This window comes from Reinekea forsetii (assembly GCF_002795845.1).
GTDB classification, from domain to species: Bacteria; Pseudomonadota; Gammaproteobacteria; order Pseudomonadales; family Natronospirillaceae; genus Reinekea; species Reinekea forsetii.
Map to the genome: position 1 here is coordinate 377874 of NZ_CP011797.1, position 23034 is coordinate 400907.

Below are 23034 nucleotides of genomic sequence, written 5' to 3' on the forward strand. Positions count from 1 at the left end.
GCTCTTTTTTTGCGTACTTGCACCTGAACCTTATTCCGAACCTCTTCGAATTAAGAGGTTTTTTTTGTTACCCCACGCGGCTCCATGGTGTGCGGGTAATCCGCACCTTGGCCAGCGCAACCCCGGTTGTGATGTCAGTATTTGGGAGTCAATATGGCGTCGTCGTCATTATTTTTGATACTTATACTAATTGTTTTGGTGGTTTATCTATTTGGCCGCAAACGATCAGAAATCCTCGCACAAGCCGTAGGCGGCGTTAGAAACCTACATTCGCTGCCCAACTATTATGGGTTAATGGCAGCTGTTTGGGCCGGTGTGCCCGGGTTATTGCTGCTGTGTGCTTGGCTGGCCTTTGAAAATACGGTTATCCAGAATATGGTTATTGCCGGCATGCCAGACCACATTAATAGTCTATCTCAGTCGGAGCTGGGCCTGGTGTGGATGGAAATCAGCAATCTACAACTGGGTGCTATGTCCAGCGCGTCCGATCCGTCGTATTTTGCTGCCATTGATCGCTTAGAACTGCTGCGCAGTCAAAGCCAGATCGGTAAGACCGTGTTGGTGTTGTCCTTAACCGTCCTTGGCGGCTTAGTTGGCTGGCGCCTAATCCGCCCCGAGCAGAAGGCGCGCAACCAGTTTGAAGGGGTGCTGAGACTTTTACTGTTAATGAGTTCCATGATCGCGATCCTGACGACCGTCGGTATCCTGTTCTCGGTTATGTTCGAATCCATTCGCTTTTTCCAGACCGTGCCGATTACTGACTTTGTCTTTGGCACCAAATGGAGCCCGCAGATGGCTTTAAATGCCGAAGTGGCTGGTTCATCCGGCGCCTTCGGTGCGGTTCCATTGTTTGCCGGCACGCTGTTGATCGCTAGCATCGCATTAATTGTGGCCGTGCCCATCGGCTTGATGACGGCGGTGTACCTGGTGGAATACGCCAGTCCGAAGATGCGCTCTATCGTCAAGCCCCTGCTCGAGGTGTTGGCGGGTATCCCGACTGTGGTTTACGGCTTCTTCGCGGCCCTGACCATGGCACCGCAATTAAAGACCTTTTTTGAAAACCTCGGTGCAGATCCGGTGTCCTCGGAAAGCGCCTTGGCCGCAGGCCTAGTAATGGGCATCATGATTATTCCTTTTGTCTCCTCGCTCGCCGATGACGTGATCAATGCCGTGCCCAACTCGATGCGTGACGGCTCCTACGGTTTGGGCGCGACGCGCAGCGAAACCATCAAACTGGTAGTCTTCCCCGCAGCCTTGCCCGGTATCGTTAGCGGCGTTTTGTTGGCCGCCTCACGGGCGATTGGTGAAACCATGATCGTGGTTATGGCCGCGGGTCTGGCGGCGAATCTAACCGGTAACCCCTTGGAAGCGGTCACCACGGTCACCGTGCAAATCGCAACCCTGCTGGTCGGTGATCAGGAGTTCGACAGCCCCAAAACGCTGTCGGCCTTTGCCTTGGGCCTGATGCTATTTATTACCACCCTTATGTTAAACATCGTCGCCTTGGCCGTTGTTAAGAGATTCCGGGAGCAATATGACTGATCAAACTCTGAACGCCATCGAACGACTGGCGCTGGTCAAGCAGGAACGCATGGCCGCGCAATTATCGAAACGCTATGGCAAGGAAAAACGCTTTCGGTTTTTTGGTATGGCCTCTATTGTGATTGGCCTGACCTTCTTGGCGGTGCTCTTAGGCACCATCTTTACCGCTGGCTTTTCAACCTTCTTCAGTTCCGAAATTAAATTGACGATCCATTACGATGCCGAGCTTTTGGGCCTTAGCGATCTCAACGATGAGGACCAGGTGCGCTTGGCCGATTGGAGTCAATTGGTCAAAAAAGCCTTAAAGACTCGTTTCCCCGAGGTGTCCGGGCGCAAGCAATCGCGCCAATTGAACGGTTTGGCGAGCAGCATCGCAATCTACACTCTAAAGGATCGTTTGCTGGCCAATCCCGCTCTGTTGGGCACCACCGAGGACGTCTGGCTGATGGCCGACGATGAGGTCGATGCCTATATGAAGGGCCAGGTGGACCCCAGTGTGCCAGAGATTGAGCGCCGCTTTAATGACTTCCAGATCGGTCTGGTCGACCAATTGGTTGCCAGCGGCGAAATGAAACAGAGCTTTAACACCACCTTCTTCACCAACGGCGATTCGCGCGAACCGGAACAGGCGGGTATTCGCGGTGCGATGATCGGCTCCTTCTTTACCCTCCTGGTCACCCTGAGCCTGTCCTTTCCGATTGGGATTTCGGCGGCCATCTATCTGGAGGAGTTTGCCCCTAAGAATCGTTACACGGAAATTATTGAAGTCAATATCAATAACCTGGCCGCCGTGCCATCGATCGTCTTTGGCCTCTTGGGCTTGGCGGTGTTTATCAATCTCTTTCATCTGCCGCGCTCGGCGCCGCTGGTGGGGGGATTGGTGCTGACCCTGATGACTCTGCCGACCATTATTATTTCGTCGCGCTCGTCGATCAAGGCAGTGCCGCCATCGATCCGCGAAGCCGCGCTTGGCCTGGGGGCTTCGAAGATGCAGACGGTTCTGCACCATGTGCTACCCCTGGCCATGCCTGGGATGCTCACCGGTACCATTATTGGTATGGCACAGGCCTTGGGTGAGACCGCGCCGTTGTTGATGATCGGGATGATTGCCTTTATAGCCGATGTGCCCGGCACACCACTTGATCCGTCGACCGTGTTACCGGTTCAGGTCTACCTCTGGTCGGATCTACCGGAGCGTGCCTTTGTGGCAAAAACCTCCGGTGCCATCATGGTGTTGCTGGGTTTCTTGGCCATCATGAATCTGATCGCCGTGTTTCTACGCAAAAAATTTGAACAGCGCTGGTAGTGCCAGCCCGTATGTATTAGATGGAGAGGTTTTCACGTGGTCAAGAATAAGATGAGTTCAATAGAGCAGACCTTCGAAGGCTGGAAGTCGACCGTCGGCGAGCCCTTGCTGGCGCAACAAGACACCCGCATTTCAACGCGCAATGTCGATGTCTTCTATGCCGACAAGCAGGCGATCTTTGGCGTCGATCTGGATATCGGCAAGAATGAAGTATTGGCTATGATTGGCCCATCCGGTTGCGGCAAGTCGACCTTCTTGCGCACCCTGAACCGGATGAACGACACCATCGATACCTGCAAGGTGCAGGGTGATATTTTGCTCGATGGGGAAAACATCTATAACAAGGGTATGGATGTCGTCAGCCTGCGCGCACGGGTGGGCATCGTCTTCCAGAAACCGAATCCCTTTCCTAAGTCGATCTATGACAATGTCGCCTACGGTCCGCGCATCCACGGCCTGGTGTCGCGTCGCGCGGAGATGGACGAGTTGGTCGAAACCGCCTTACGCAAGGCCAGTATTTGGGATGAGGTCAAGGATCGCTTGGATCAGCCGGCGACCGGCTTATCTGGTGGCCAGCAGCAGCGGCTCTGTATTGCCCGAACCATCGCAGTATCGCCGGAAGTGATCCTGATGGATGAGCCCTGCTCGGCATTGGATCCTATTGCGACCGCACGGATCGAAGAACTGATCGATGAGTTGTCGAACAACTATACCATCGCCATCGTCACCCACAGCATGCAGCAGGCCGCGCGGGTATCGCAACGCACCGCCTATTTCCACCTAGGCCGCCTGATCGAAGTGGGCACCACGGACAAAATTTTCACCGCGCCCGACCATCGTTTGACGGAAGATTACATCACCGGGCGATTCGGCTAAGAGGATATAAATATGGAAAAATTAACCTTTGATCGACACACCTCGGCGCAATTCAATGCCGAGCTGGAAGGCGCGCGTAAGCACCTGATGGAAATGGGCGGGCTGGTTGAACAGCAGATAGATGTCGCCTTTCGCTCCTTAATGAGCGTCGATACCGACTTGGCCGCCAAAGCGATCAAGATGGACAAGGACGTCAATAAGATGGAATTGATGATCGACAAGGAGACCACCCATATATTGGCCAAGCGGAATCCGGCCGCATCGGATCTGCGCTTTATCATTTCCGTGACCAAGACAGTGAACGACCTGGAGCGCATGGGCGATGAGGCGGCCAAGATCGCCAAGCAGGCGATCGAGCTGTCCGATTCCGGCTCAGGCCCGCAGGGCTTTGTGGAATTGCGCCATATCGGCGAAAAGGTCCGCCAGATGGTGCATATGTCGCTTGATGCCTTTGCTCGCCTGGATGCCGACGCCGCCTTGTCGGTGATGCATCAGGATGAGGCCGTCGATCTGGAATACGGCACCGCGATTCGGACCCTGGTAACCAAGATGATGGAAGACCCGCGCACCATCTCCCGAGCCTTGAACGTGATGTGGGCCTTGCGCTCTTTAGAGCGTATCGGCGACCATGCGCGCAATGTCGCCGAGTCGGTAATCTATCTGGTCAAGGGCAAGGATGTGCGCCATAAGAAGCTGGATAAGATCACCGAACAACTGAAGAAACTGGATTAGGGCGCTCTCGAGCGCTTTTTTTGCCCAATTTGACCCGTCCTGAAATAAGTTGACACCTTGGAGACTTATTTATGGAATCCTGTTCTAACACAGGCCGAAAGCGCACTCAGCGTGATTACACCCTGGCCTTTAAATTGTCAGTGGTCGACCAAGTTGAAAAAGGCGAACTCACCTACAAACAGGCTCAAAAGCGCTACGGCATTCAAGGCCGATCAACCGTTTTGGTGTGGCTTCGTAAGCATGGTACCTTGGACTGGACCTCTCAACGTGTAAAACCCCTCATGAATAAAGAAACCCCAGAACAAAAAATTAAACGGCTCGAGAAAGCCCTCGAAGACAAAGAAGATTACATTTACCTGATGGATGAAACGATCAAGCGAGTCGACCAGATTAAGGGGACCTCTTTCCGAAAAAAGTTCTTAGAGTTGTTGCCCGAGAAGCTCAAGCAAGAGGACGAATGACACTGGCTCGAAGCTGTCGTTTGATAGGTATTTCTCGACAAGCCATGTATCAAGAGCTTGCTCGAAAACGCCAAAAATCAACGGCGCTATCACCCGTACTGGACTGGGTATATACGATACGTCGTGACTTGCCGCGCTTAGGTGGCCGGAAGCTCTACCACCTTTTGCAGCCAGAGCTCCAACGGCAACAGATTAAACTGGGGCGGGATGGTTTGTTTACGCTATTAAGGCAGCATCGTCTCTTAATCATGCCGGCACGTCAGTACCGTAAAACCACGCACAGTAAGCATTGGATGCGAAAATACCCAAACCTATACCAGGGAATGGCCATTGACCGACCAGAGCAGGCCTATGTGAGCGATATCACGTACTTGGAAAGTCGAGAGGGAGTGCATTACCTCTCGTTGGTGACCGATGCGTATTCTCGAAAGATTGTAGGTCATCACGTCAGTGATGATCTGTCAGCGAAATCCGTGGTAAAGGCATTAGACCAAATGCTTATCGAACGACAGAGCAGAGAACGGGCCATTCATCATTCGGACCGAGGACTACAATACTGTTCTGAGCTATATCAATCACGCTTGGCGTCACAAGGTATCACGCCTTCAATGACCACAGGCTACGATTGTTACCAGAATGCGTTGGCAGAGAGGATTAACGGCATTCTAAAAAACGAGTTCTTAATCCATCAATACAAAGACAAAGAGGAGCTGGAGCAGGTCGTGAAAGAGTCAATCGATGCGTATAATCACAAACGACCGCACAGCAGTTTGGGGATGCTAACCCCAGCAAGCGTGCATGAAAAAGCCAACTGAGATGCTCAGTTGGCTCAATAAAAACCGTCAACATATATTAGGACGGGTCAATTAATAAAAAAACTACTTATGAATCAATCGCTTGTTGACCTTTTTTAGATCCATCTATATAGTTCGCAACCGTTAGCCGACATAGCTCAGCTGGTAGAGCAACTGACTTGTAATCAGTAGGTCCCGAGTTCGACTCTTGGTGTCGGCACCAAACAAAGAAACCCCCGTAGCCCTTAAGGCGCGGGGGTTTTTGCGTTTTGGGGGATGGTTTCATTGACCGTCTCCATAAGCCCTGTTACTGCATCCAGGTGCGCCACAGCATCCCTCCCAACACCGCCATGAGCGTCTGCCATTGCGGACAACCGGTTTGATTCGTGATTCAATTTGACAACAGAAGTGCTGAAATTGCTTTAAAAATGATCAATTTCACGTAAGATGGAAAAGTCCACTGCATTCTGACCAGTGGTCCAACCTAACCTGTCGGGTCGCCGCTAGATCAGTAATTCGGCAAAAATAATAAATCTTAAAAATTTGGTGGGGTTACAATATGAGCGATAACTTATCGTCCGGAGATGCCGTCGGCATGTCGTTCTGGCTGATATCAATGGCGCTGGTTGCTGCTACAGCTTTTTTCTTTGTAGAGCGCGATCGTGTTGCTGGGAAATGGAAGACGTCGTTAACAGTTTCAGGCTTAGTCACGCTGATTGCTGCGGTTCACTACTTCTACATGCGCGATGTCTGGGTACAAACTGGAACATCGCCAACGGAGTTCCGTTACATTGACTGGTTACTCACGGTGCCATTGTTGATGATCGAGTTCTACTTGATTCTGTCTGCCGTCGCCAAGGTACCCTCCGGTGTTTTCTGGCGCTTACTGCTCGGTTCAATTGCCATGCTTGGCTTTGGTTTCCTTGGTGAAACTGGCATGATGAATCCAACGGTAGCATTTTTCCCATCAATGTTGGGATGGGGATTCATCGTTTGGGAAATCTTCAAGGGCGAAGCGAGTCAGATCAACGCGGGACTTTCAAATGTTCACGTACAGAAAGCTTATAAGTGGATGCTTTTATGCGTAACGGTGGGTTGGTCTATCTATCCGATCGGATATTTTGTTGGCTACATGGGCGGCGGTGCTGACCCGGTAACACTCAATGTCGTTTACAATTTAGCCGACTTTGTGAACAAGATTGGATTTGGCGTGATTATCTGGGCTGCTGCGGTAGCAGATTCAGAGTCAAGTAAAGCCTAACGGCAGATGTGCTGAAGGGGTTATAAATCGGCTATAAAGCACCTCAAACGGTACCCCGTTGCGAGGTGGCTTGAGTTGCCAATGAAAGGGAAATTGCACTTGCAGTGGTGTTTTTCTACCTCAAACCTCGGTTGATAGAGGCCAGTGGCTTCTGCATGACCTCGGTAGGCGCCCAAGAGGCCCGACTTGTCATCAGTAGGTTTGGAGTTATACCCTCGGCGCCAGCACCAAAGTAATAAACCCTCGTAGCCCATAAGGCGCGGGGGTTTTTGCGTTTTGGGCTAGGCGGGTTACACTTTGCTCGCGAATCGGCCGCTGCGCACTGGCTGCCAGATCGCCCCTTTTAATCCTGCCACCCCACTCGAGCGAATCCATGGACCTAATTACCCTAATGCTAACGGAACTTTCCAGTTGGTTTGTGCCCCATCTAACTTTTATCGCTTCAACCTTGGTGCTGACCCTGATGGCCATCTTCGGTGCGCGGCTGAATCGTGCGGTTTGGGTGCTGGTGCGCGGTGCGCACTTTATCGTGCGCACCCTGATATTCGTCGCGCTGTGTGTACTCGCTTATGGCGCGGCGATTCTCTATTTGATCCCACTGGTGCGGCGAGTCATTCTGACGGCCGGCAGTCTTTGGTTGGGGATGCTGGTGGTCGCTGCCTTCTTGTTATTGGGTTTGTTGGCGGAGCGGCGCAGCCGCAAGGGATGAGCCGAGCAGGGTGGCCACGGTGCAGATGGCATTGCGGGCGATATAAAAAGGGGAAAGCAAGCTTTCCCCTGGCGTCGTAAGCCTTGGTTGTTCATCCACGAACCCGTTGTGGTCGGCCCGCATCCTGCGAATTGCCGTACATCCAGTACCGTTGCCGCTTCATCCGTGAAGGGTCGTGTTCATCCTGAACACCGGCACAGCCTTTGCAGCTGCGCCGGTACGGTGCCGTCCTTGGCCCTTTCTGATCACTCAATCCGGGCTCTAATGCCGATCAGCATCCTGCCAATCCGACCATCCAATGGCATGCCGCCGTCCTAGCGCTTCCTCGTTCTGTGGTGATCCATGGGAGTCCGTTCCAGCCCGTCCTAGGCTTTAGCGCGTTTCACGTGCTCGCGTTATCCCGATCGGCCTCATGCCCATCTGCCCTCCGGTGGCGCTCTATTACTCGGTTCGTCCTGAACTGGGACCAGTATAGGGCAGTTTGAGGCCGCTCAGGATGCGGCCTGGAATGGGCCAAATAGTGCGTGCGGGCGATCCCTTCATTTTAAAGGCTTTTGGCGCTACTATAAGCCGTGGTGTATAAGAAACTCCGTTATGCGCACAGTATTTGTAGGTGATCTCTTACAAAGCGTCGGGCGTTTGCGGCAGAATTCTTGCTCAAGGCGGGTAATGAACAGTTGGCTCAGCTAATCTGTTTGGTGGGTTGAACTGAGCCCTGTTTTCCAACTAATAACCTAGGTTGTAGCGATGTTAGGTGTGAAGTCAACTGACCAGACGGTGTTGTTCCTGTATGGCGATGTATCCCTGTTGGGGGTGCTGAAGAATGCGCTCTTGCCTCTGCAAGTCGATCTGAGTGTGCTCGCGCCCTATATCGATCTCGACCAATGGCAAGACCACCGCACTCAGGCGGTCAGCGTCGAGGAGTTCCAGGCCGAAATGGTCCGGGAATACCTCCAACTGCCCGACAATGTTCGTCAGATCCTCTCGTTAGAAGCCTTCCAAGCCCAGGGCGATCGGTTAGCCGACACTATCCAGGCACGGGCCCTAGCCAACCGTAAACCGACCGACTTGGCCTACAGCAGACGCAGACTGGAAAAAATTGGTTACTTGCGGCTGTTTAGCAGCGCCTTGAGTCATTTCGGATGGTCAAGCCTAGCGGCCGATCAATCGGGTATTTGTTTGGCACTGAATAGTACCAATGCGATGTTTTCGCCGACCCCTGGCACGCCAGTGCTGCTGCGTAAGGTTGGCTATGGCGCTGAGCACCGCTTTACGGTCAACGCCGATAATCCCCTGCCGGGTTTCTTTTGCGACCATGCTGAAAACCAAGGTCGCGATGAATGGCGCGTGGCCTATGGCAATCCGGCGGACATCCACCTGCCAGAAAGTGCCATCAGCCAGATCTATACATCAATCAATACGCCGCCGGGGATTAAGCAGGCTTTACGAGACTTGGTGGCAAAGGATTTGCGCTATCGGCACGTGGAACTGCTTGAGGTGCTGCCCGATCCGCAGCGTTGGCAGTTGGTTGCTAAGCCCTACGCCAAGACCTGATGACACGGCGCGAGCCAGCTCACTGACCTAACATAGCTTGTTTAGCTGGCCTGGGTTGGATCGAGCAATGCCACGCTGTGGTCCCCAGTCGAGATCTCTGCCTCGTTAGCGTCCGGTGCAACGCTGTCATCCGGTTCCTCTGCCGTGGGGTCGATCAGCCGTTCTTCAGGAAAGATACAGCTGAACACTGAGCCGCGGTTGCTTCGGCTGCTGATATCGAGTCGGGCATCGTGATGTTGTAGGGCGTGTTTGACGATCGCCAAGCCCAAACCGGTGCCCCCGGTGTCGCTCGAACGACCGCTGTCGACACGATAGAAACGCTCGGTTAGGCGGGGAATGTGATGTTGCTCAATGCCTCGCCCCTGGTCCGCCACACTCAACACAGCGCCCCTGGCTGTCTTTTTCCAGCAGATGTCGATCTGGCTGCCAGCGGGACTGTAGTGGACCGCATTAAACACCAGATTATTGAGCGCGGAGCGTATTTCCCCGGGGCTGCCGAGGAGTTGGCAAGTCGACTGGCAGTCAACGCTAATCAGGTGGGCATTTTCCCCAGACAGCTCCAGGGCATCGCTCTGGATCTGCGCCAGCATGGCCGCCACGTCGATGGCCTGGCCCTCGGTGCTGCTGGTGGCGGCATCGAGCCGGGTCAACATCAGTAGATCGGTGACCAGGTTATTCATCCGTTGGGTTTGCTTACTCATGCTGCGCAGGGCCTTGGTGACCGGCGGACTCAGGTTGTCGGCAAAGCTGAGGATATTTTCTAAGTGTCCCTTAAAGACCGTTAGCGGTGTTTTGAGCTCATGGGACGCATTGGCGACAAAGTCCTGGCGCATCAATTCCAGTTGCTGCAAACGCGTGACATCGCGCAGCACTATCAAGCGCTCGCCTTTACCAAAGACTGTCATCATGACCTGGATATGACAATTTAGGCGGGCGGGATTATCTAGTGTAATCGGTTCGCGATGCAAATTCTTGCGGTAGAACTTGATGAATTTCGGTTCCCGCAGCAGGTTGATCAGCATTTGGCCGCTGTCTTCCTTACGCAGGTTTAACAGATCCCGGGCGGCGCTGTTCCACCATTGAATATGGCCATTGTCATCCAACAGCATGATGCCGTCGGCCAGCGCCTCGGTCGAAGAGCGCATCCGCTGCACCACCTCGCGATAATTACCGACTTGCTTGCGATGATCGCGCTGCACCCGGTATAGATGGTCAAAAATAACCCCCCATAGACCAACGGCTTCTGGTGGTGTTTTGCGCGCCCCGGAGATGAGCCAGGCGATCAAGCGGTGCTGTTGATAGGAGATCCAGATCAGATAGCCGATCGCTGAGACGGCGAGAAAGACCCACGGGTAGCCAAAAAAAGCCCCCACTATGGCGGCCCCGAGCAGAGATAGGGTGAGTTGGCGGTAATGGCTGCGTCGTAAATCTCGAATCATGTATTGTCCGTTTCATTCACCTTGGTTGAAAACCGGTAACCGGTTCCGCGCACAGTTTGGATTAATAGTTTGTGTTCGTCACCTAAGGCTTTGCGCAAACGGCGAATATGCACATCTACCGTGCGTTCATCGACATACACATTGCCGCCCCAGACCTGGTCGAGCAGTTGCCCGCGGGTATAGGCACGCTCGGCATGACTCATAAAATACTGCAATAGACGGAACTCGGTTGGCCCCATGGTCAGCTCAGCATCCAAGGTGGTAACCCGATGAGAGTTGGGGTCCAGTTTGAGGCCATTGACCTCAATGGGCGCCTCGATGCCCGCTGGCGTCGAGCGCCGCAGTACCGCTTTTAACCGCGCCACCAGCTCACGCGGGGAGAAGGGTTTGGTGATGTAATCGTCCGCACCGGCTTCCAGGCCAGAGATCTTGTGGTCTTCTTCGCCCTTGGCGGTGAGCATAATAATGGGAATCTCAGCGGTCAAGGGGTCACGCTTGAGGCGTCGAGCCAGTTCGACACCGCTGACCTGAGGCATCATCCAGTCAAGTAAAATCAGATCGGGTTTCTGGTCGACGACCAGACTGTGCGCGTCTTGGGCATTGGCCGCTTCGATCGTACGGTAGCCGGCCATTTCAAGGGCGGTGACCAGCACCTCTCGAATGGCGGCCTCATCATCAACAATTAGGATCGTTCGGGTCGACATACAGCTTGCCTCGTTTGCTTTGTTGAGTGGTAATTTGAACATTTAACGAAGCTTTGATGACATAAATGTGACACCCGACCTATTGTTGTCAAATATCGACTAGGTAATTTAGCGCCAACCCGACAAATAATACCATGCCGATCCAGTGGTTGTTCAAAAAGGCAGCAAAGCAGGCACTGCGCTCGCGAGTACGTATTAACCACTGTTGGTAGCCAAATAGCCCCGCGCTGATCGTCAAGCCAATCCACCAAAAGAGTCCCAAATTGGCCTTAAAGCCAATAATCAACCAGGTAACCCAGGTTAGAGCCTGAATCAGTCCAACCATAAGGCGATCGGCATCGCCAAATAGGATCGCGGTGGAACGCATGCCAATCTTCAGATCGTCGTCGCGGTCAACCATGGCATAGAGGGTGTCGTAGGCGACGGTCCACAAAACTGTGGCGCTGAACAGCAGCCAGGCGACATCGGACAGCGGCACCGCTAAGGCGGTATAGGCCATCGGAATGGCCCAGGCAAAGGCCGCCCCTAGGACAACCTGGGGCAGATAGGTGTGGCGCTTCATAAAGGGGTAGGTCGATGCGAGTAGCAGTGCCACGACCGACATGCCAACGGTACGCGCATTGGTAAAGAGTACCAGGCCAAAGGACAGCACCAGTAAGCCGAAAAACAGCCACAGGGCGGCCCCTGGGGCCACCAGTCCGGAGACCAAGGGGCGCGCGACGGTGCGCTTAACTTGGCCATCGATTTTACGATCGGCCAAGTCATTGATTACGCAGCCGGCGGAGCGCATCAGCACCACTCCTAGGGTGAAGATCAGCACCACGGGCAGACCCGGAAAGCCTTCTGCGGCCAGCCAGAGCGCGCTTAGAGTCGGCCAGAGCAGCAGGTAAATGCCGATGGGTCGGTCAAGTCGAGTGAGTTTGATGTAGTAATGTAAGACGTTTGTGTTCATAGAGTATCAATTCTGGTAAAAAAAATTCACTCACCAATAACGGTTGGTGATGCAAGTGGTAACGCGCCCGGCGGCCCCAACCCAGACCCGTAGTGCAGACCTGGAGATGATCCTTGCGCATACCCGGGGTGGCAAAGAGCAGCTCACCCAAGGGTTTGTTGGCCAACTGAGTTAACTGATTCAGCCCGCCTGCCAGACTGCTCAAGGGAATCAGGGTGTGCGCTGCGACCCACGGCGTATCCCCCTGCTTTAATAGCACCTTGCGAGAAAACATCGGGCAAGGCGCCTGTTGATCGTGAAAGCCATCGATCGGCAGTGCCAGGTTGATCTGACGTTGCTCGAGCACCTCGACTGAAAAGTCATCAGCGCGCCGCTTCAGAGCCTGAGTCAGGCTGGTGGGCAAGGTTAGCCAATAGCGGAGTTCATTCGGCAGGTTAGATTCCACCGTCGCAAGACCTTGCCAATCATAATTGCACGTATCAGGGTCAAAATTGGTATCGAACGCAGGGTCTATCACGGCTTCTATTTATCGACGGTGGGGGTCGCAGTTTACCTCGGCAGAGGGTCCCGCCACCACCGCAAATCGGTATTCAACCGCTATTTAGAGTCAAAATGAGACGATTTAAGGTCAAATGGACAGGTTTTTGCTGTCAAAGGCTTGGCAATACCCCCCTAAGATGGGTAGTCTAGAGTCATCTTAAAATCGAGCCGTACCGCCACTACTACTTTGAGGACGGGCAGTTGGTTGGTAAACGATTAATAACAAAAACGAAATAAAGGAAGTGGCTATGAGAAAACCTGATTTAGCAGCGGTGATTGCCGAGCGTGCAGACCTAACCAAAGATAAAGCCGGTGAGGTGTTAAACGTTTTACTGGATCAAATTACCCAGACTGTTGCTAGGAAAGAATCCGTAACCCTAGTGGGTTTTGGCACGTTTGAAGCGCGTTCACGTGCCAAACGTAAGGGTAAAAATCCTCAGACCGGGCAAGAGATCGAGATTCCTGCCAGCAACACCGTCGCTTTCAAAGCGGGTAAAGCGCTCAAAGATTCGGTTAATTGAGCGGTATAGATTAATAAATCAAGGAGCCCCGGGGCTCCTTTTTTATGGGCCACTATTTATTTCGTCTTGGCTTATCAATACTCTGCTTTGGGCTTGTTATCCGCCTTGTGCTAAATTTCGTCGGCAATGCGAATCAGGCTTGCACTTGGACTAAAAGATCGCGAAGATCGCGCCTGTTTTGCCCAAGGCGGTTCAGCGCCATCAAAAGAGACTGCCCGATGGGGTGGCCAATAGCTCGATAATGAGGGGAATATGGAAATGCAGAGTCAAATGACGTCTTTGGTGCATGTCGACAAGGTTCGAGTGCGCGAGCCTGGCGTTATCATCCTGACCGGACCGTCCAGTTGCGGTAAGGGCGAGGTTGCCAGTGCCTTGTGTCGTACCCTATCGATTCGCCCGGAAGCCCACCTGTCGATGGGTGAAATTCTCCGCAGTACCTTTCGAGGTGCCAAGGAAGATCCGTCCTTTGCCGAATTGTTGGCGACCAAATACGACCTGAGCGACAAGACCAATATCTTTGACTGTGTCGACAGCACCGCCAGCCTGACCAAGAAGGTCTTGTCTTACCAGGCGGCGCTCGAGAAGTACTTCGCCAAGCCCGACATGGACCGCTTTACCTCCCAGTTACAATGGTTAGAGTTCTGTACCATGAACGGTTTACTGGTGCCTAACCGTTGGACGGAGAATTTTGTCGCGGCCCATATCGAGCAGGCTCGCTCGACTCGAGAAGAGTCCTTTATATTGGACGGCTACCCGCGTACTGAGCGTGCCGCTGAACACCTGTTGGCGTTCTTGAACTCGATGAATATTCCGGTCTTGAAGGTGTTGCATTTAAGCATCAGTCGCCAGGAAATGATGGCCCGAGCCCAGGCTCGTGGGCGTGAAGATGACGACAACGAATCGCTGCACAAACGTTTTCAGTTTTATATCGAAAATGTTCAGCCCAGCGTGGATTTCATGAAAACCAAGCTGGGGTCCGATCGCATTGCCCTGATCGATGCCCATCAACCGGTCTTCGATGTCACCGAGCAGGGTGCAAAATTCAATCTGGAAGCCTCGATTAAGGCGGTTGTGGGCAGCGTGTTACGTGCACTGGGCGTGCCGCGAGTGGTACTAAACGACTTGCTGAGTAACAGTAAAGAGTGATGCCAGGTACCTAGGCCGTCGGGCTTAGGCACAGCCTGTTCGGGATGGTCCCGTCGGGACCACCCCATTAAGGCTACTGCGCTGCCTTTTGACGCGGCTCGAGGTAGGTCACCTGATTCAGCCCTTTGCGGTACTGATCAACGAAGTGTTGCTGTTCGGTTAAACTCATGGTGCTCGCCTGCAGTTGGGACTGGTAGGCACTGACCATCATTTCCCGACTGTAGCCAACCGAATTCAGCACCTGCTCAATGGAATCGCCTTTGCGGGTATTTTGCAGCAGTAGCTCGCCATTTTCCGCAAAAACGGCATCAAGACTGTTGGTATCGCCGAACAGATTGTGCAGATCGCCGAGAATTTCCTGGTAAGCACCCACCATAAAGAATCCCAACCAGGGCCGCTCATCGGGTTGCCAATTGGGTAGCGGCAGAGTCGACTCGACCCCTTCGCCATCGACATAAAAGTCGATCTTGCCATCGGAATCGCAGGTAATATCCTGCACGATGCCGCGCACAGACGGTTCTCGATCCAGGCCGGTTAAGGGCAGGATGGGAAAGATCTGATCGATCCCCCACACGTCCGGTAAGGACTGGAACATCGAGAAGTTAACGAACAGCTTGGTCGCCATCTTCTCATTTAAGTCGTCGACCATATCCCGATGGGCCCGTTTTGCCGGGTTGAGTTGCAAGCGGATAATGTTGTTGATCGAACGGGTAATCTCTTCGGCGTGGGCGCGTTGGACTAACGTTAAAGTGGCATTGTTATAAGCATCGTGGACGTCGTTGAGAAACGAACAGGCATCGTGATAGAGCTCGGCATAGGGGCGCTCGTGGACCAGGGTGCATTGGTAGCAATACCACAGTTCCTTGAGGATATTAGGGGCATCGTCCAAGGGTTTGTCGGGCACGGTGACATCCGGCGTCTCTTCTTCGGCGACATCGGCAATCAGCACCGCATGGTGTGCGGTGACGGCACGACCGGATTCGCTAAAAATCTTTGGATGGGGCAGCTCAGCCACTTCACAGGCCTGGCGAAAGGCATAGACCACATTGTTGGCGTATTCTTGAGTGGAATAGTTCATCGAGCACGACTCGCGCGAGCGGGTGCCCTCGTAGTCAACACCTAGGCCACCGCCGACATCGACAATGCCAATCGGCACGTCCAAATGGCGCAATTCAACATAGAAGCGTGAACATTCGCGCAAGGCAATCTGGATATCGCGAATATTGGCAATCTGAGAGCCGAGGTGGAAATGCAGCAGTTGAAAACAGCCGAGTTTGTTGGCCGCCCGCAATCGTTCGGTGACCGCAATGATTTCCGAGGCGGTGAGGCCAAACTTCGACTTCTCACCCCCGGTGTTCTGCCACTTACCCTTGCCGGTACTGGCCAGGCGTGCGCGCACACCCATCCTTGGCAGGACCTTCATCTCCTCGGAAATGTCGAGGATCCAGTCCACTTCCGACGATTTTTCCACTACCAGATAGACATGATGGCCGAGTTTTTCGGCCGATAGGGCGAGACGAATATATTCCTCATCTTTATAGCCGTTGCAGACAATGGTGGTCGGGCCCTTAGAGGCCTCGGCCAGCACTGCCATCAGTTCCGGTTTGCTCCCGGCTTCCAGACCAATCTGTGAGGTGCCCGCCAGGCGTTGGCCGTTGATGATCTCTTCGACTACGCGACGTTGCTGGTTGACCTTGATCGGGTAGAGCGGCTGATATTCATTCTGATAATGCTCATTGGCAATGGCATTAGCAAAGGCCGTGGTAATTTGCGCCACACGATCATGCAGGATGTGTGGGAAACGCACCAATAGCGGTAACTGTAAGCCGTTACTCCGAGCCGCCAAGACGATCTCTTTTAGAGATATATTGTTGGCGACATTGACGATGGTGTCTCCGGCTTCATTTACCGAAAAATACCCCTCAGACCAGCGATTAATGTTGTAGAGTTCGATCGCATCTTTTACAGTCCAGCTCATGGTAAACCTCTAAATTTCGTATGAATCAACCAGTCATGACGCTGGCACAAAGCCCCAAATGCGGTAAGTCTATTGTCATTGCCCAAATTAAGACGGGTTAATGGGGCCACGCAGGGTCCAATACAATGACCGATAGTCTATGAAAATATATCCGGAAGAATAGCTTTTTTTACAGGAGACCCAAAATGACTAGAGAATTTATAAATACTGACTCGGCCCCGGCCGCCATTGGTACCTACTCACAGGCGGTCAAAGTTGGCCAAACGGTCTATCTGTCGGGTCAAATTCCGCTCGACCCCGTCTCGATGACCGTGCTCGACGACGCGATGGCGGCGCAAATCCACCAGGTGTTTAAAAACCTCAGTGCAGTTTGCCAAGCGGCGGGCGGTTCGATGAACGAACTGGTGAAGGTGAATATCTTTCTGATTGATCTGGGTCATTTTGCCCTGGTTAATGAAATAATGGCGACCTACTTTACCCAGCCATACCCGGCTCGCGCCGCCGTTCAGGTATCTGCGCTGCCCAAGGGCGTAGCGATTGAGATTGACGGCGTTTTGGTGCTCAGTTAACGGTCATCGCTAAGGGTCGACTTTCGGGCCTTCAGCGCCGCGCGCGCATCTTGCCAACCCTGCACCTTTATCAGCCATTGCTGCAGTGTTGCGATGGTTAGATGGGCCGCAACCCGACGGGTCAGAAATTTGGGGAGTGCTTTTTTCATATTGGCCCTTAGGCTTTAAAATTGCCGTCGCCGGATGCGCACGGCATACTGCGAAGCCTAGGGTATTTAATGAGTTATTAGTGCATGCGTCAAGCCCGCAACAGGCCAATTAAGCGAAAGAACCAAAAGGATTCACGGGTCACCGAATACTACCGGTTTCGAGATTTTTGGGCGCCAGCCTTTTGGCCTACCTGGCTAGGCATCGCTGGACTATATCTGATGGCTTGGCTGCCGGTGGGCCTGCGCCTAGTGATCAGCCGCGCCTTGGCGGCGCTGCTCTATCGCTTGGTCGCGAGTCGACGCAAGGTTGCGCACACCAACATTCGCCTCTGTTTTCCTGAACTCGATGCACCTGCCCAGCAGCGCCTGGTACGCGAGGTGTTTTATGCAAACATCCTAAATTTTTTTGAGACGGCCCAGGCCTGGTGTCGACCCAAACCGCGTATGGCTTTGCAACTCGATGGCTTGGAACATCTAGATCAAGCGCGCGCGACGGGCCGGGGGGTGATCTTACTCGGTGGGCACTTTGGTCCGCTCGATATCGCCGGCTCGCTGTTTATTGAGCATTTCGAGTATTCTTTGGTCTATCGTAAAGACGACAACCCACTGTTTAATTACTTTATGACCCGAGCTCGTGAGCGCTACAGCACCGGTACCATTGCGCGCAAAGACATGAAGGGCCTGTTGCGCACACTTAAAGGGGGGGGCACGGTCTGGTATGCACCGGACCAAGACTATGGCCCGAAGGCCTCGGTCTTTGTGCCGTTTTTTGGCGTACCGACAGCGACCATTACCATGACCAGCAAGCTGGCTCAGGCGGGTAATGCCCTGGTGTTGCCCATCAGCGCCTATCGTCGCGCCGACGGGCGCGGCTTTGTGGTCACCATTGAGGCGCCGTTGGCCATTCCCAGCGGTGATGAGGTCGCCGATGCTCGGACCATTAACGCCTGGTTGGAGCGCCGAATTCGTGAACATCCCGAACAATATTTGTGGCTGCACAAGCGCTTCAAGACCCGCCCAGAGGGCGAACCCTCGGTCTATCAATGAGTAACCCGATATCGTCCTACAGGGCCAGAGCGTCTGGATAGCCTATCGCTTACGCCTTTAAGCAGTTAACCGCAGAAAGCACCAATGGCCAAGCCAAAACCGAACCCGTGCCCTCACCCAGGGCCAGATTAAGGCTCAGCAAGGGCCGTTGACCCAAATGTTTCATAATGGCGTGCTGAGCAATATGGGATGACTGATGGCTGAATTGGGCATAGTCGATGATCTGCGGGTAGAGGCGATGCAGGGCCAGCAGGGCTGTAGAACAGGCAAAACCGTCAACCAAGAACATCCCACCCAGTTCCGCCGTCATCGCCATAGCGCCCATTATCGCGGCTATTTCAAAGCCGCCCAGATGGCGAACGGTGGACCAAGCATCGCTCAGGTCCTGGCGATGTAAGGCCAGCGCCTGGGTCAGGACATCGACCTTATCGCGGAATAAGATCGGCTCGAGGCGACTTCGGTTGGTCACGGCAACCTCCGGTGGCAAGTCCAACAGCGCAACGCAGAGCGCTGCAGCACTGGTGGTGTTGCCCTGTCCCAACGCGCCGAAGGACAACACCCGGGCCCCTTCCGCCATCTTAAGCGCCGCATGCTCGCTGCCCAGTGTGACCGCCTGATGCATTTGTGCCGTCGTCATGGCCGGCAACATCGAAATATCTCGGGTACCGGCAGCAATTTTTTGGCTATAAAGCCGCGGCTGAGGGTCGATTTCAGCACCGTTTAAACCACAATCTATCACCGACAGCTCAATCTGATATTGAAGGCATGCGACGGCCACTGGCGCCCGTCCAGTCAATATCCGCTGAACCTGGTCGGTAGACGACAGCCGACTGATGTTGGATTGATGTGAGCGGTCATATACGCCGTGGTCGGCACAAAAGACCAGATGTCGCAGCTGCTGTAATTCAATGTCCTGGGTCTGTTGAATGCTGGCCAGTTTGCGCACAACACCCTCCAAGAGTCCGAGTGAAAAGGGCGGCAGACCCAACGCATCAATCTGCGCCTCTAAGCGATCGCCGGCGTCTGAGCGAACCGGCACAATGGTAAAAGACAAGGGCATGAGCGGCTTCCTAAAAGATATTTAAGTTTAGCAGAGCAATGACCGCGTGGATTTCTTGATTGTGCCACGCAGCGCTTTAGCTCATCTCATGCAGATTGACAGCAAGCCCCAAGTTGACCGCGGCCTAAAAAACTGTTCATAATATGAGCCTCTCTCCTACTAGATAGCTTGCATCCATGACGCTGCACTCACATTTGTCAAAAGAAGAAAAGTCGGACCCGAGTGCAACCTTTGCGGCGCGGCTGCGGATCCTGGTAGCGGAAAGTTCGGTGTCAGCCTTTGCCCGCAAGGTGGGCCTGAGCGAGAGTTTGATTCGTAAATATCTCAATGGGACTGAACCAAGCCTGTCACGCGCCGATCTGATCGCGCGTCGGGTTAATGTCAGCCTGGAATGGTTAGCCACCGGCTGTGGCTATCAATATCGCCAAGCGGAGGTCGTAGATGAGGCAGCCTTGATGGTCGCCAACCAGATCGCCCAGCAGCTTCTAAGTGCCGATGCCCGCGAACTCGACGAGACGCAAGGCTTAACCTTGCTGGTTTCGATTTACCAGTTTTTACGCGCCCACAAAAAAACCGATGGTTATCTAGATGAACCCGGTGCACGGCAATTCGCCGTGCATGCGCTGGCCTCGATACAGGCGACCGAGCCTCTATAGGGTTTGGCTGGCAATGCACCGATCGCGCGAGCGTTTGGCCTGATACATCAGGCTGTCCACCTTCTGCATCAGTTGTTCTTCGCTCAGTTGCCGCGTTGCCTCGGGGTGGTACTCCACCAGGCCGACCGAACAGCCCAAGCCCAGGTCAGGGTTAACGCCGATCTTCTGCAATGCCTCGGGTTGAAAAAAAGTGTCGATAAAGCGATATAAAATGGCTTCGGTCTCGCCCAGATGGAGGTCTTGAAAACACACCAAAAATTCATCCCCGCCCAAACGATAGAGGTGATCTGCTGAGCGGATCCGAGCCGTCAAATCCGCGCAAAAGGCCTTCAGATATTCATCCCCGACCCAATGGCCGTGGGTGTCATTGACCGACTTAAAGTTATCCAAATCGATAAAGGCTAGGCACAGTGTGCTGACACTCCCGGGCGTCAGTAGGCGCTGTATATCTTCGCTAAAGGCGATGCGGTTGTACACACCGGTGAGCGCATCGTGATAGGCCAGACGATGGGAATCCAAGCGATCGAGTATATACTCGACCGAACGCGATAGGCGCTCACAAATTTTTTGCATAATGGCGCGTGCATCTTGAGAATAGCTGGCCAGGTCGTTAAAAAAACTCAAGCGTAACTGACCAGTGCCACCGATAAACTGCAGGGGATACTGTAAAACCTCTAGGCCAATGCGCTGGTCCAGGACGTTACCCTTGGTGATTTTCCGGTTCAACTCTTGCCCGTCACTGAGGGTCAGTTGTATCGTCGAGCTGTGAACGGTGATGAAATTCTGCAAATTTTGCAGAAAGGCGTCCAGTAGCTCCTCCAACGTTGAGCTGCGTATGGCCGAATCGCTAAAGGCCACCAGGGTATGCAATAAACCATTTTCCAGCTTTAGGGCATCGATGCCTAGCTGACGCTGCGCCAGATTGATCGCCTGGCGGGCGTCAACGGTGGTCTGCATCAAGGGTTGTCGGCGGCCCTCTCTAAACCAACCTACTCGGCTGTGCAGATGGTTGGCACGGCATTGTTTTATCCCAATACGAGCCCAGGCTTTGGCCCGGCCCGGTTCATTGAGATCACGCAGATAAACCACCAGCAGGCGCACGGGTAAGAGTTCCAAATGCATATTTTTACCCAACCTGCCAAGTCGGTCGGACAGGGTGGCAAACAGATCTTCGGCCTGATCGACGTCCAAATCTTGTGTGATCAGGCCGATACAGCGAATAAAGGCTTCTCCCTCATGCGATCGCGTTTGGGTTTGGCGCAGCTGCTGATGAATGGCCAAGGGCAGTCGTCGGTCGCCATCTAGGTAGGCCGCTATGGCCTGCAGGGCCAACATCTCCTCCTTGTTTAAGAACCGAATGCCACTCATATTGCGATATTCCATTATCAAAAATATATCGTCTAATAGTGAGATGGTGCTCTGCAGATGATCGGCATAGAAGGCGGTTAGTGCCAAATTGTAGAGGGTGGTACAAATTTGATCGAAATTACCATCGGCCAAAACCAAGGGATAGGCCGCCTCGATGGCCTTGCGCGCGGGACCGCTTTGTCCCAAACCGTTAAGCAAGAAGGACAGGCCGTTGAGCGTATTGTGGATGCGCACTGATAGGCCGCATTGCTTGGTGAGGTTTAGCGCCTTTTGGATATGCGACACGGCCTCCTTCGGCCTGCCGTTGGAGCCAAGCACGATACAGATATGATGATGCGCCGTGGACTGGCCAATCAGGTTGTGTAGCTGTTTAAAGTCCCGAACGGCCGCCAAACACAGGCTGATCAACCGCTCCGGCTGCTCCGCCAGCAAGACCTCATTGAACCACAGAGAGCATTTCACGAAGGCCGCCAAATTAGGCCAGCCCTGCTGGCTCAGCGCCCGTTCCAACTGCTCTAGCCGTTCGGCGTCCAGGTCGAGTTGGCCGTCCATGCAGACACTGAGAAAAATATAAAACTCGGCGAGCAGCTGCTGCTGTGCCTGGTGCTGCTGGTGCGCATAGAACCTGAGGTTGTGAGCGGCCTTGGTGGCAGCTGGGAAGTCCTGCAAGCACAGATATCCGACACAGATGGCCGACAGAGTCGCGAGACCGGACGGCACCGCTAAGGCCTCCAAATTGATTTGTTGCAACTCCTGCATATGGATATGGCAGCGTTCGGGATCATTGGTCAGAATCCAGGCAAACATTCTAGCACTGAGAATAGCCGCCTTGTCTTCGAGTACCAGATGTGGCTCAGCCTGGATGCGATCGGCCAAGGTCAAAATTTCATCGGGGCAGTATAGTGCTTGCGCGAACTCTAGATGCCGCCACATCTGAGCGCTCTGGAGTTCTACATGGTAATGCTGGCGGCTCTTAATAGAGCCGCCAGCCTTGTCAGGCACCGTTATATGGCGGCGCTTAATCTGCTGTACAAAACCTTGGATGTTTTTTAAATGTGTAAAGGCCATGGTCGACAAATACAGATGGAGGTGGATCTTGGCGGTAAATCGATAGTCTTCTTGTTGTAATAATTTCAGCGCGGAGGGCGATAGGTATTGGGCGTGGGTGACCGCAATGGTGACCGGCCGAGCGAAGCAGTGCTCGAGCAGGTAGGCCAAGGCTTTTTGCACCTCGATCTGCTCGTAGGAGAGCTCATCGGTATTCAGGGGTTCACGCTGCGCCGGTTCCTGATCGAGGACAAAGCTGCGTAGCACCGGTTTCAATACCGTAAAAAGGTTGGGCAGTTCAAGCACCTGCTCCATATCGGCGTCGGCCTGTTGCAGCGCAAACCGGATAATGGACACAAAGGGTTCAAAGGGCAGATGCTGTGCACTGGAGTCGAGGCTGATCTTTAAATCGTAGGGATCGGTTGCGCTTTGGCCCTTAGCTAGGGCCGGGTTTTCCAAGAAGAGGGTGACCGGTTGGGTCGAATTCTGAAAGAAACCAGACATCATGTAGAGTCAATGCAGCAGATGATGAGTTTAAAACTAGTTAAGGGGGGCAAGCCTGTCAATGTTGGAACGCTGAGTGGGTTGGGCTGCCAGCCTGGAATGAACCTAAATCAAAGGGC

At 53.5% G+C, this 23034-nt stretch carries 21 protein-coding genes and 1 tRNA gene; 14 read left to right on the forward strand and 8 right to left on the reverse strand.

Annotation, left to right across the window (positions count from 1 at the left end):
- Positions 1-153 precede the first annotated feature (153 nt).
- The 9 genes from pstC to REIFOR_RS01880 all read left to right on the forward strand — a co-directional run bounded on the left by pstC (position 154) and on the right by REIFOR_RS01880 (position 9235).
- Positions 154-1542 (forward strand): phosphate ABC transporter permease subunit PstC, encoded by a 1389-nt coding sequence (gene pstC / locus REIFOR_RS01840; protein ID WP_100255943.1) that lies wholly within the window; start codon positions 154-156, stop codon positions 1540-1542.
- Positions 1535-2848: a phosphate ABC transporter permease PstA gene (gene pstA, locus REIFOR_RS01845; protein ID WP_100255944.1), complete on the forward strand. Its 1314-nt coding sequence runs from the start codon at positions 1535-1537 to the stop codon at positions 2846-2848. Before pstC ends, pstA begins: the two co-directional genes overlap by 8 nt.
- 51 nt (positions 2849-2899) lie before the next feature.
- Positions 2900-3724 carry a phosphate ABC transporter ATP-binding protein PstB gene (gene pstB / locus REIFOR_RS01850; protein ID WP_100258665.1) on the forward strand — a complete coding sequence of 275 codons (825 nt, stop codon included), beginning with the start codon at positions 2900-2902 and terminating at the stop codon, positions 3722-3724.
- Between the two features lie 12 nt (positions 3725-3736).
- A complete protein-coding gene (gene phoU, locus REIFOR_RS01855; protein ID WP_100255945.1) occupies positions 3737-4456 on the forward strand; it encodes a phosphate signaling complex protein PhoU in 720 nt (239 codons plus the stop codon).
- Between the two features lie 71 nt (positions 4457-4527).
- A protein-coding gene (locus tag REIFOR_RS01860; protein ID WP_405124667.1) for an IS3 family transposase occupies positions 4528-5732 on the forward strand; the annotation gives its coding sequence in 2 pieces (ribosomal slippage) (positions 4528-4864 and positions 4864-5732; 1206 coding nt in all).
- Positions 5733-5858: 126 nt separating this feature from the next.
- Positions 5859-5934 (forward strand) — tRNA-Thr (locus REIFOR_RS01865).
- A 336-nt stretch (positions 5935-6270) separates the two neighbouring features.
- Entirely contained in the window at positions 6271-6972 is a 702-nt protein-coding gene (locus REIFOR_RS01870) for a bacteriorhodopsin-like (protein WP_100255947.1), read from the forward strand.
- A gap of 373 nt (positions 6973-7345) precedes the next feature.
- Positions 7346-7681, forward strand: a complete 336-nt coding sequence (locus REIFOR_RS01875; RefSeq protein ID WP_100255948.1) for a DUF3392 family protein — start codon at positions 7346-7348, stop codon at positions 7679-7681.
- A 756-nt stretch (positions 7682-8437) separates the two neighbouring features.
- Positions 8438-9235, forward strand: coding sequence for a hypothetical protein (locus REIFOR_RS01880; RefSeq protein ID WP_145980209.1), 798 nt, complete (start codon positions 8438-8440; stop codon positions 9233-9235).
- A gap of 41 nt (positions 9236-9276) precedes the next feature.
- Here REIFOR_RS01880 and phoR read toward each other — a convergent pair whose 3' ends face one another.
- The 4 genes from phoR to REIFOR_RS01900 form a co-directional block, all read right to left on the reverse strand.
- Complete coding sequence (gene phoR, locus REIFOR_RS01885) at positions 9277-10674, reverse strand: phosphate regulon sensor histidine kinase PhoR (RefSeq protein WP_100255950.1); 1398 nt, start codon at positions 10672-10674, stop codon at positions 9277-9279.
- Positions 10671-11378 carry a phosphate regulon transcriptional regulator PhoB gene (phoB, locus tag REIFOR_RS01890; protein ID WP_100258666.1) on the reverse strand — a complete coding sequence of 236 codons (708 nt, stop codon included), beginning with the start codon at positions 11376-11378 and terminating at the stop codon, positions 10671-10673. The genes phoR and phoB overlap by 4 nt, the downstream gene beginning before the upstream one ends.
- An 88-nt stretch (positions 11379-11466) precedes the next feature.
- Positions 11467-12330, reverse strand: a complete 864-nt coding sequence (gene ubiA, locus REIFOR_RS01895) for a 4-hydroxybenzoate octaprenyltransferase (protein WP_100255951.1) — start codon at positions 12328-12330, stop codon at positions 11467-11469.
- Positions 12284-12847 carry a chorismate--pyruvate lyase family protein gene (locus REIFOR_RS01900; RefSeq protein WP_227003736.1) on the reverse strand — a complete coding sequence of 188 codons (564 nt, stop codon included), beginning with the start codon at positions 12845-12847 and terminating at the stop codon, positions 12284-12286. The genes ubiA and REIFOR_RS01900 overlap by 47 nt, the downstream gene beginning before the upstream one ends.
- A gap of 271 nt (positions 12848-13118) precedes the next feature.
- Between REIFOR_RS01900 and REIFOR_RS01905 the strand changes: the two genes are divergently transcribed.
- Together REIFOR_RS01905 and REIFOR_RS01910 are read left to right on the forward strand one after the other, a co-directional pair.
- Positions 13119-13391, forward strand: a complete 273-nt coding sequence (locus REIFOR_RS01905) for an HU family DNA-binding protein (RefSeq protein WP_100255953.1) — start codon at positions 13119-13121, stop codon at positions 13389-13391.
- 252 nt (positions 13392-13643) lie between these two features.
- A complete protein-coding gene (locus REIFOR_RS01910; RefSeq protein ID WP_100255954.1) occupies positions 13644-14537 on the forward strand; it encodes an adenylate kinase family protein in 894 nt (297 codons plus the stop codon).
- Between the two features lie 73 nt (positions 14538-14610).
- Here the strand turns inward: REIFOR_RS01910 and speA are convergent, their stop codons facing one another.
- Entirely contained in the window at positions 14611-16515 is a 1905-nt protein-coding gene (speA, locus tag REIFOR_RS01915; protein WP_100255955.1) for a biosynthetic arginine decarboxylase, read from the reverse strand.
- Between the two features lie 185 nt (positions 16516-16700).
- Between speA and REIFOR_RS01920 the strand changes: the two genes are divergently transcribed.
- Positions 16701-17084 carry a RidA family protein gene (locus REIFOR_RS01920; protein WP_100255956.1) on the forward strand — a complete coding sequence of 128 codons (384 nt, stop codon included), beginning with the start codon at positions 16701-16703 and terminating at the stop codon, positions 17082-17084.
- Here REIFOR_RS01920 and REIFOR_RS16830 read toward each other — a convergent pair.
- Positions 17081-17233: a hypothetical protein gene (locus REIFOR_RS16830; RefSeq protein WP_158524265.1), complete on the reverse strand. Its 153-nt coding sequence runs from the start codon at positions 17231-17233 to the stop codon at positions 17081-17083. The genes REIFOR_RS01920 and REIFOR_RS16830 overlap by 4 nt on opposite strands.
- A gap of 108 nt (positions 17234-17341) precedes the next feature.
- On the opposite strand from REIFOR_RS16830, the gene REIFOR_RS01925 reads away from it, so the two are divergent.
- Entirely contained in the window at positions 17342-18280 is a 939-nt protein-coding gene (locus REIFOR_RS01925; protein ID WP_405124670.1) for an LpxL/LpxP family acyltransferase, read from the forward strand.
- A 49-nt stretch (positions 18281-18329) separates the two neighbouring features.
- On the opposite strand, the gene REIFOR_RS01930 is transcribed toward REIFOR_RS01925, so the two are convergent.
- Entirely contained in the window at positions 18330-19340 is a 1011-nt protein-coding gene (locus REIFOR_RS01930) for a nicotinate-nucleotide--dimethylbenzimidazole phosphoribosyltransferase (protein WP_100255958.1), read from the reverse strand.
- Positions 19341-19516: 176 nt separating this feature from the next.
- On the opposite strand from REIFOR_RS01930, the gene REIFOR_RS01935 reads away from it, so the two are divergent.
- A complete protein-coding gene (locus REIFOR_RS01935; RefSeq protein WP_100255959.1) occupies positions 19517-19996 on the forward strand; it encodes a helix-turn-helix domain-containing protein in 480 nt (159 codons plus the stop codon).
- On the opposite strand, the gene REIFOR_RS01940 is transcribed toward REIFOR_RS01935, so the two are convergent.
- Positions 19991-22918 carry a GGDEF domain-containing protein gene (locus REIFOR_RS01940; protein ID WP_100255960.1) on the reverse strand — a complete coding sequence of 976 codons (2928 nt, stop codon included), beginning with the start codon at positions 22916-22918 and terminating at the stop codon, positions 19991-19993. The two genes, REIFOR_RS01935 and REIFOR_RS01940, sit on opposite strands and share 6 nt — an antisense overlap.
- Positions 22919-23034: the final 116 nt, after the last annotated feature.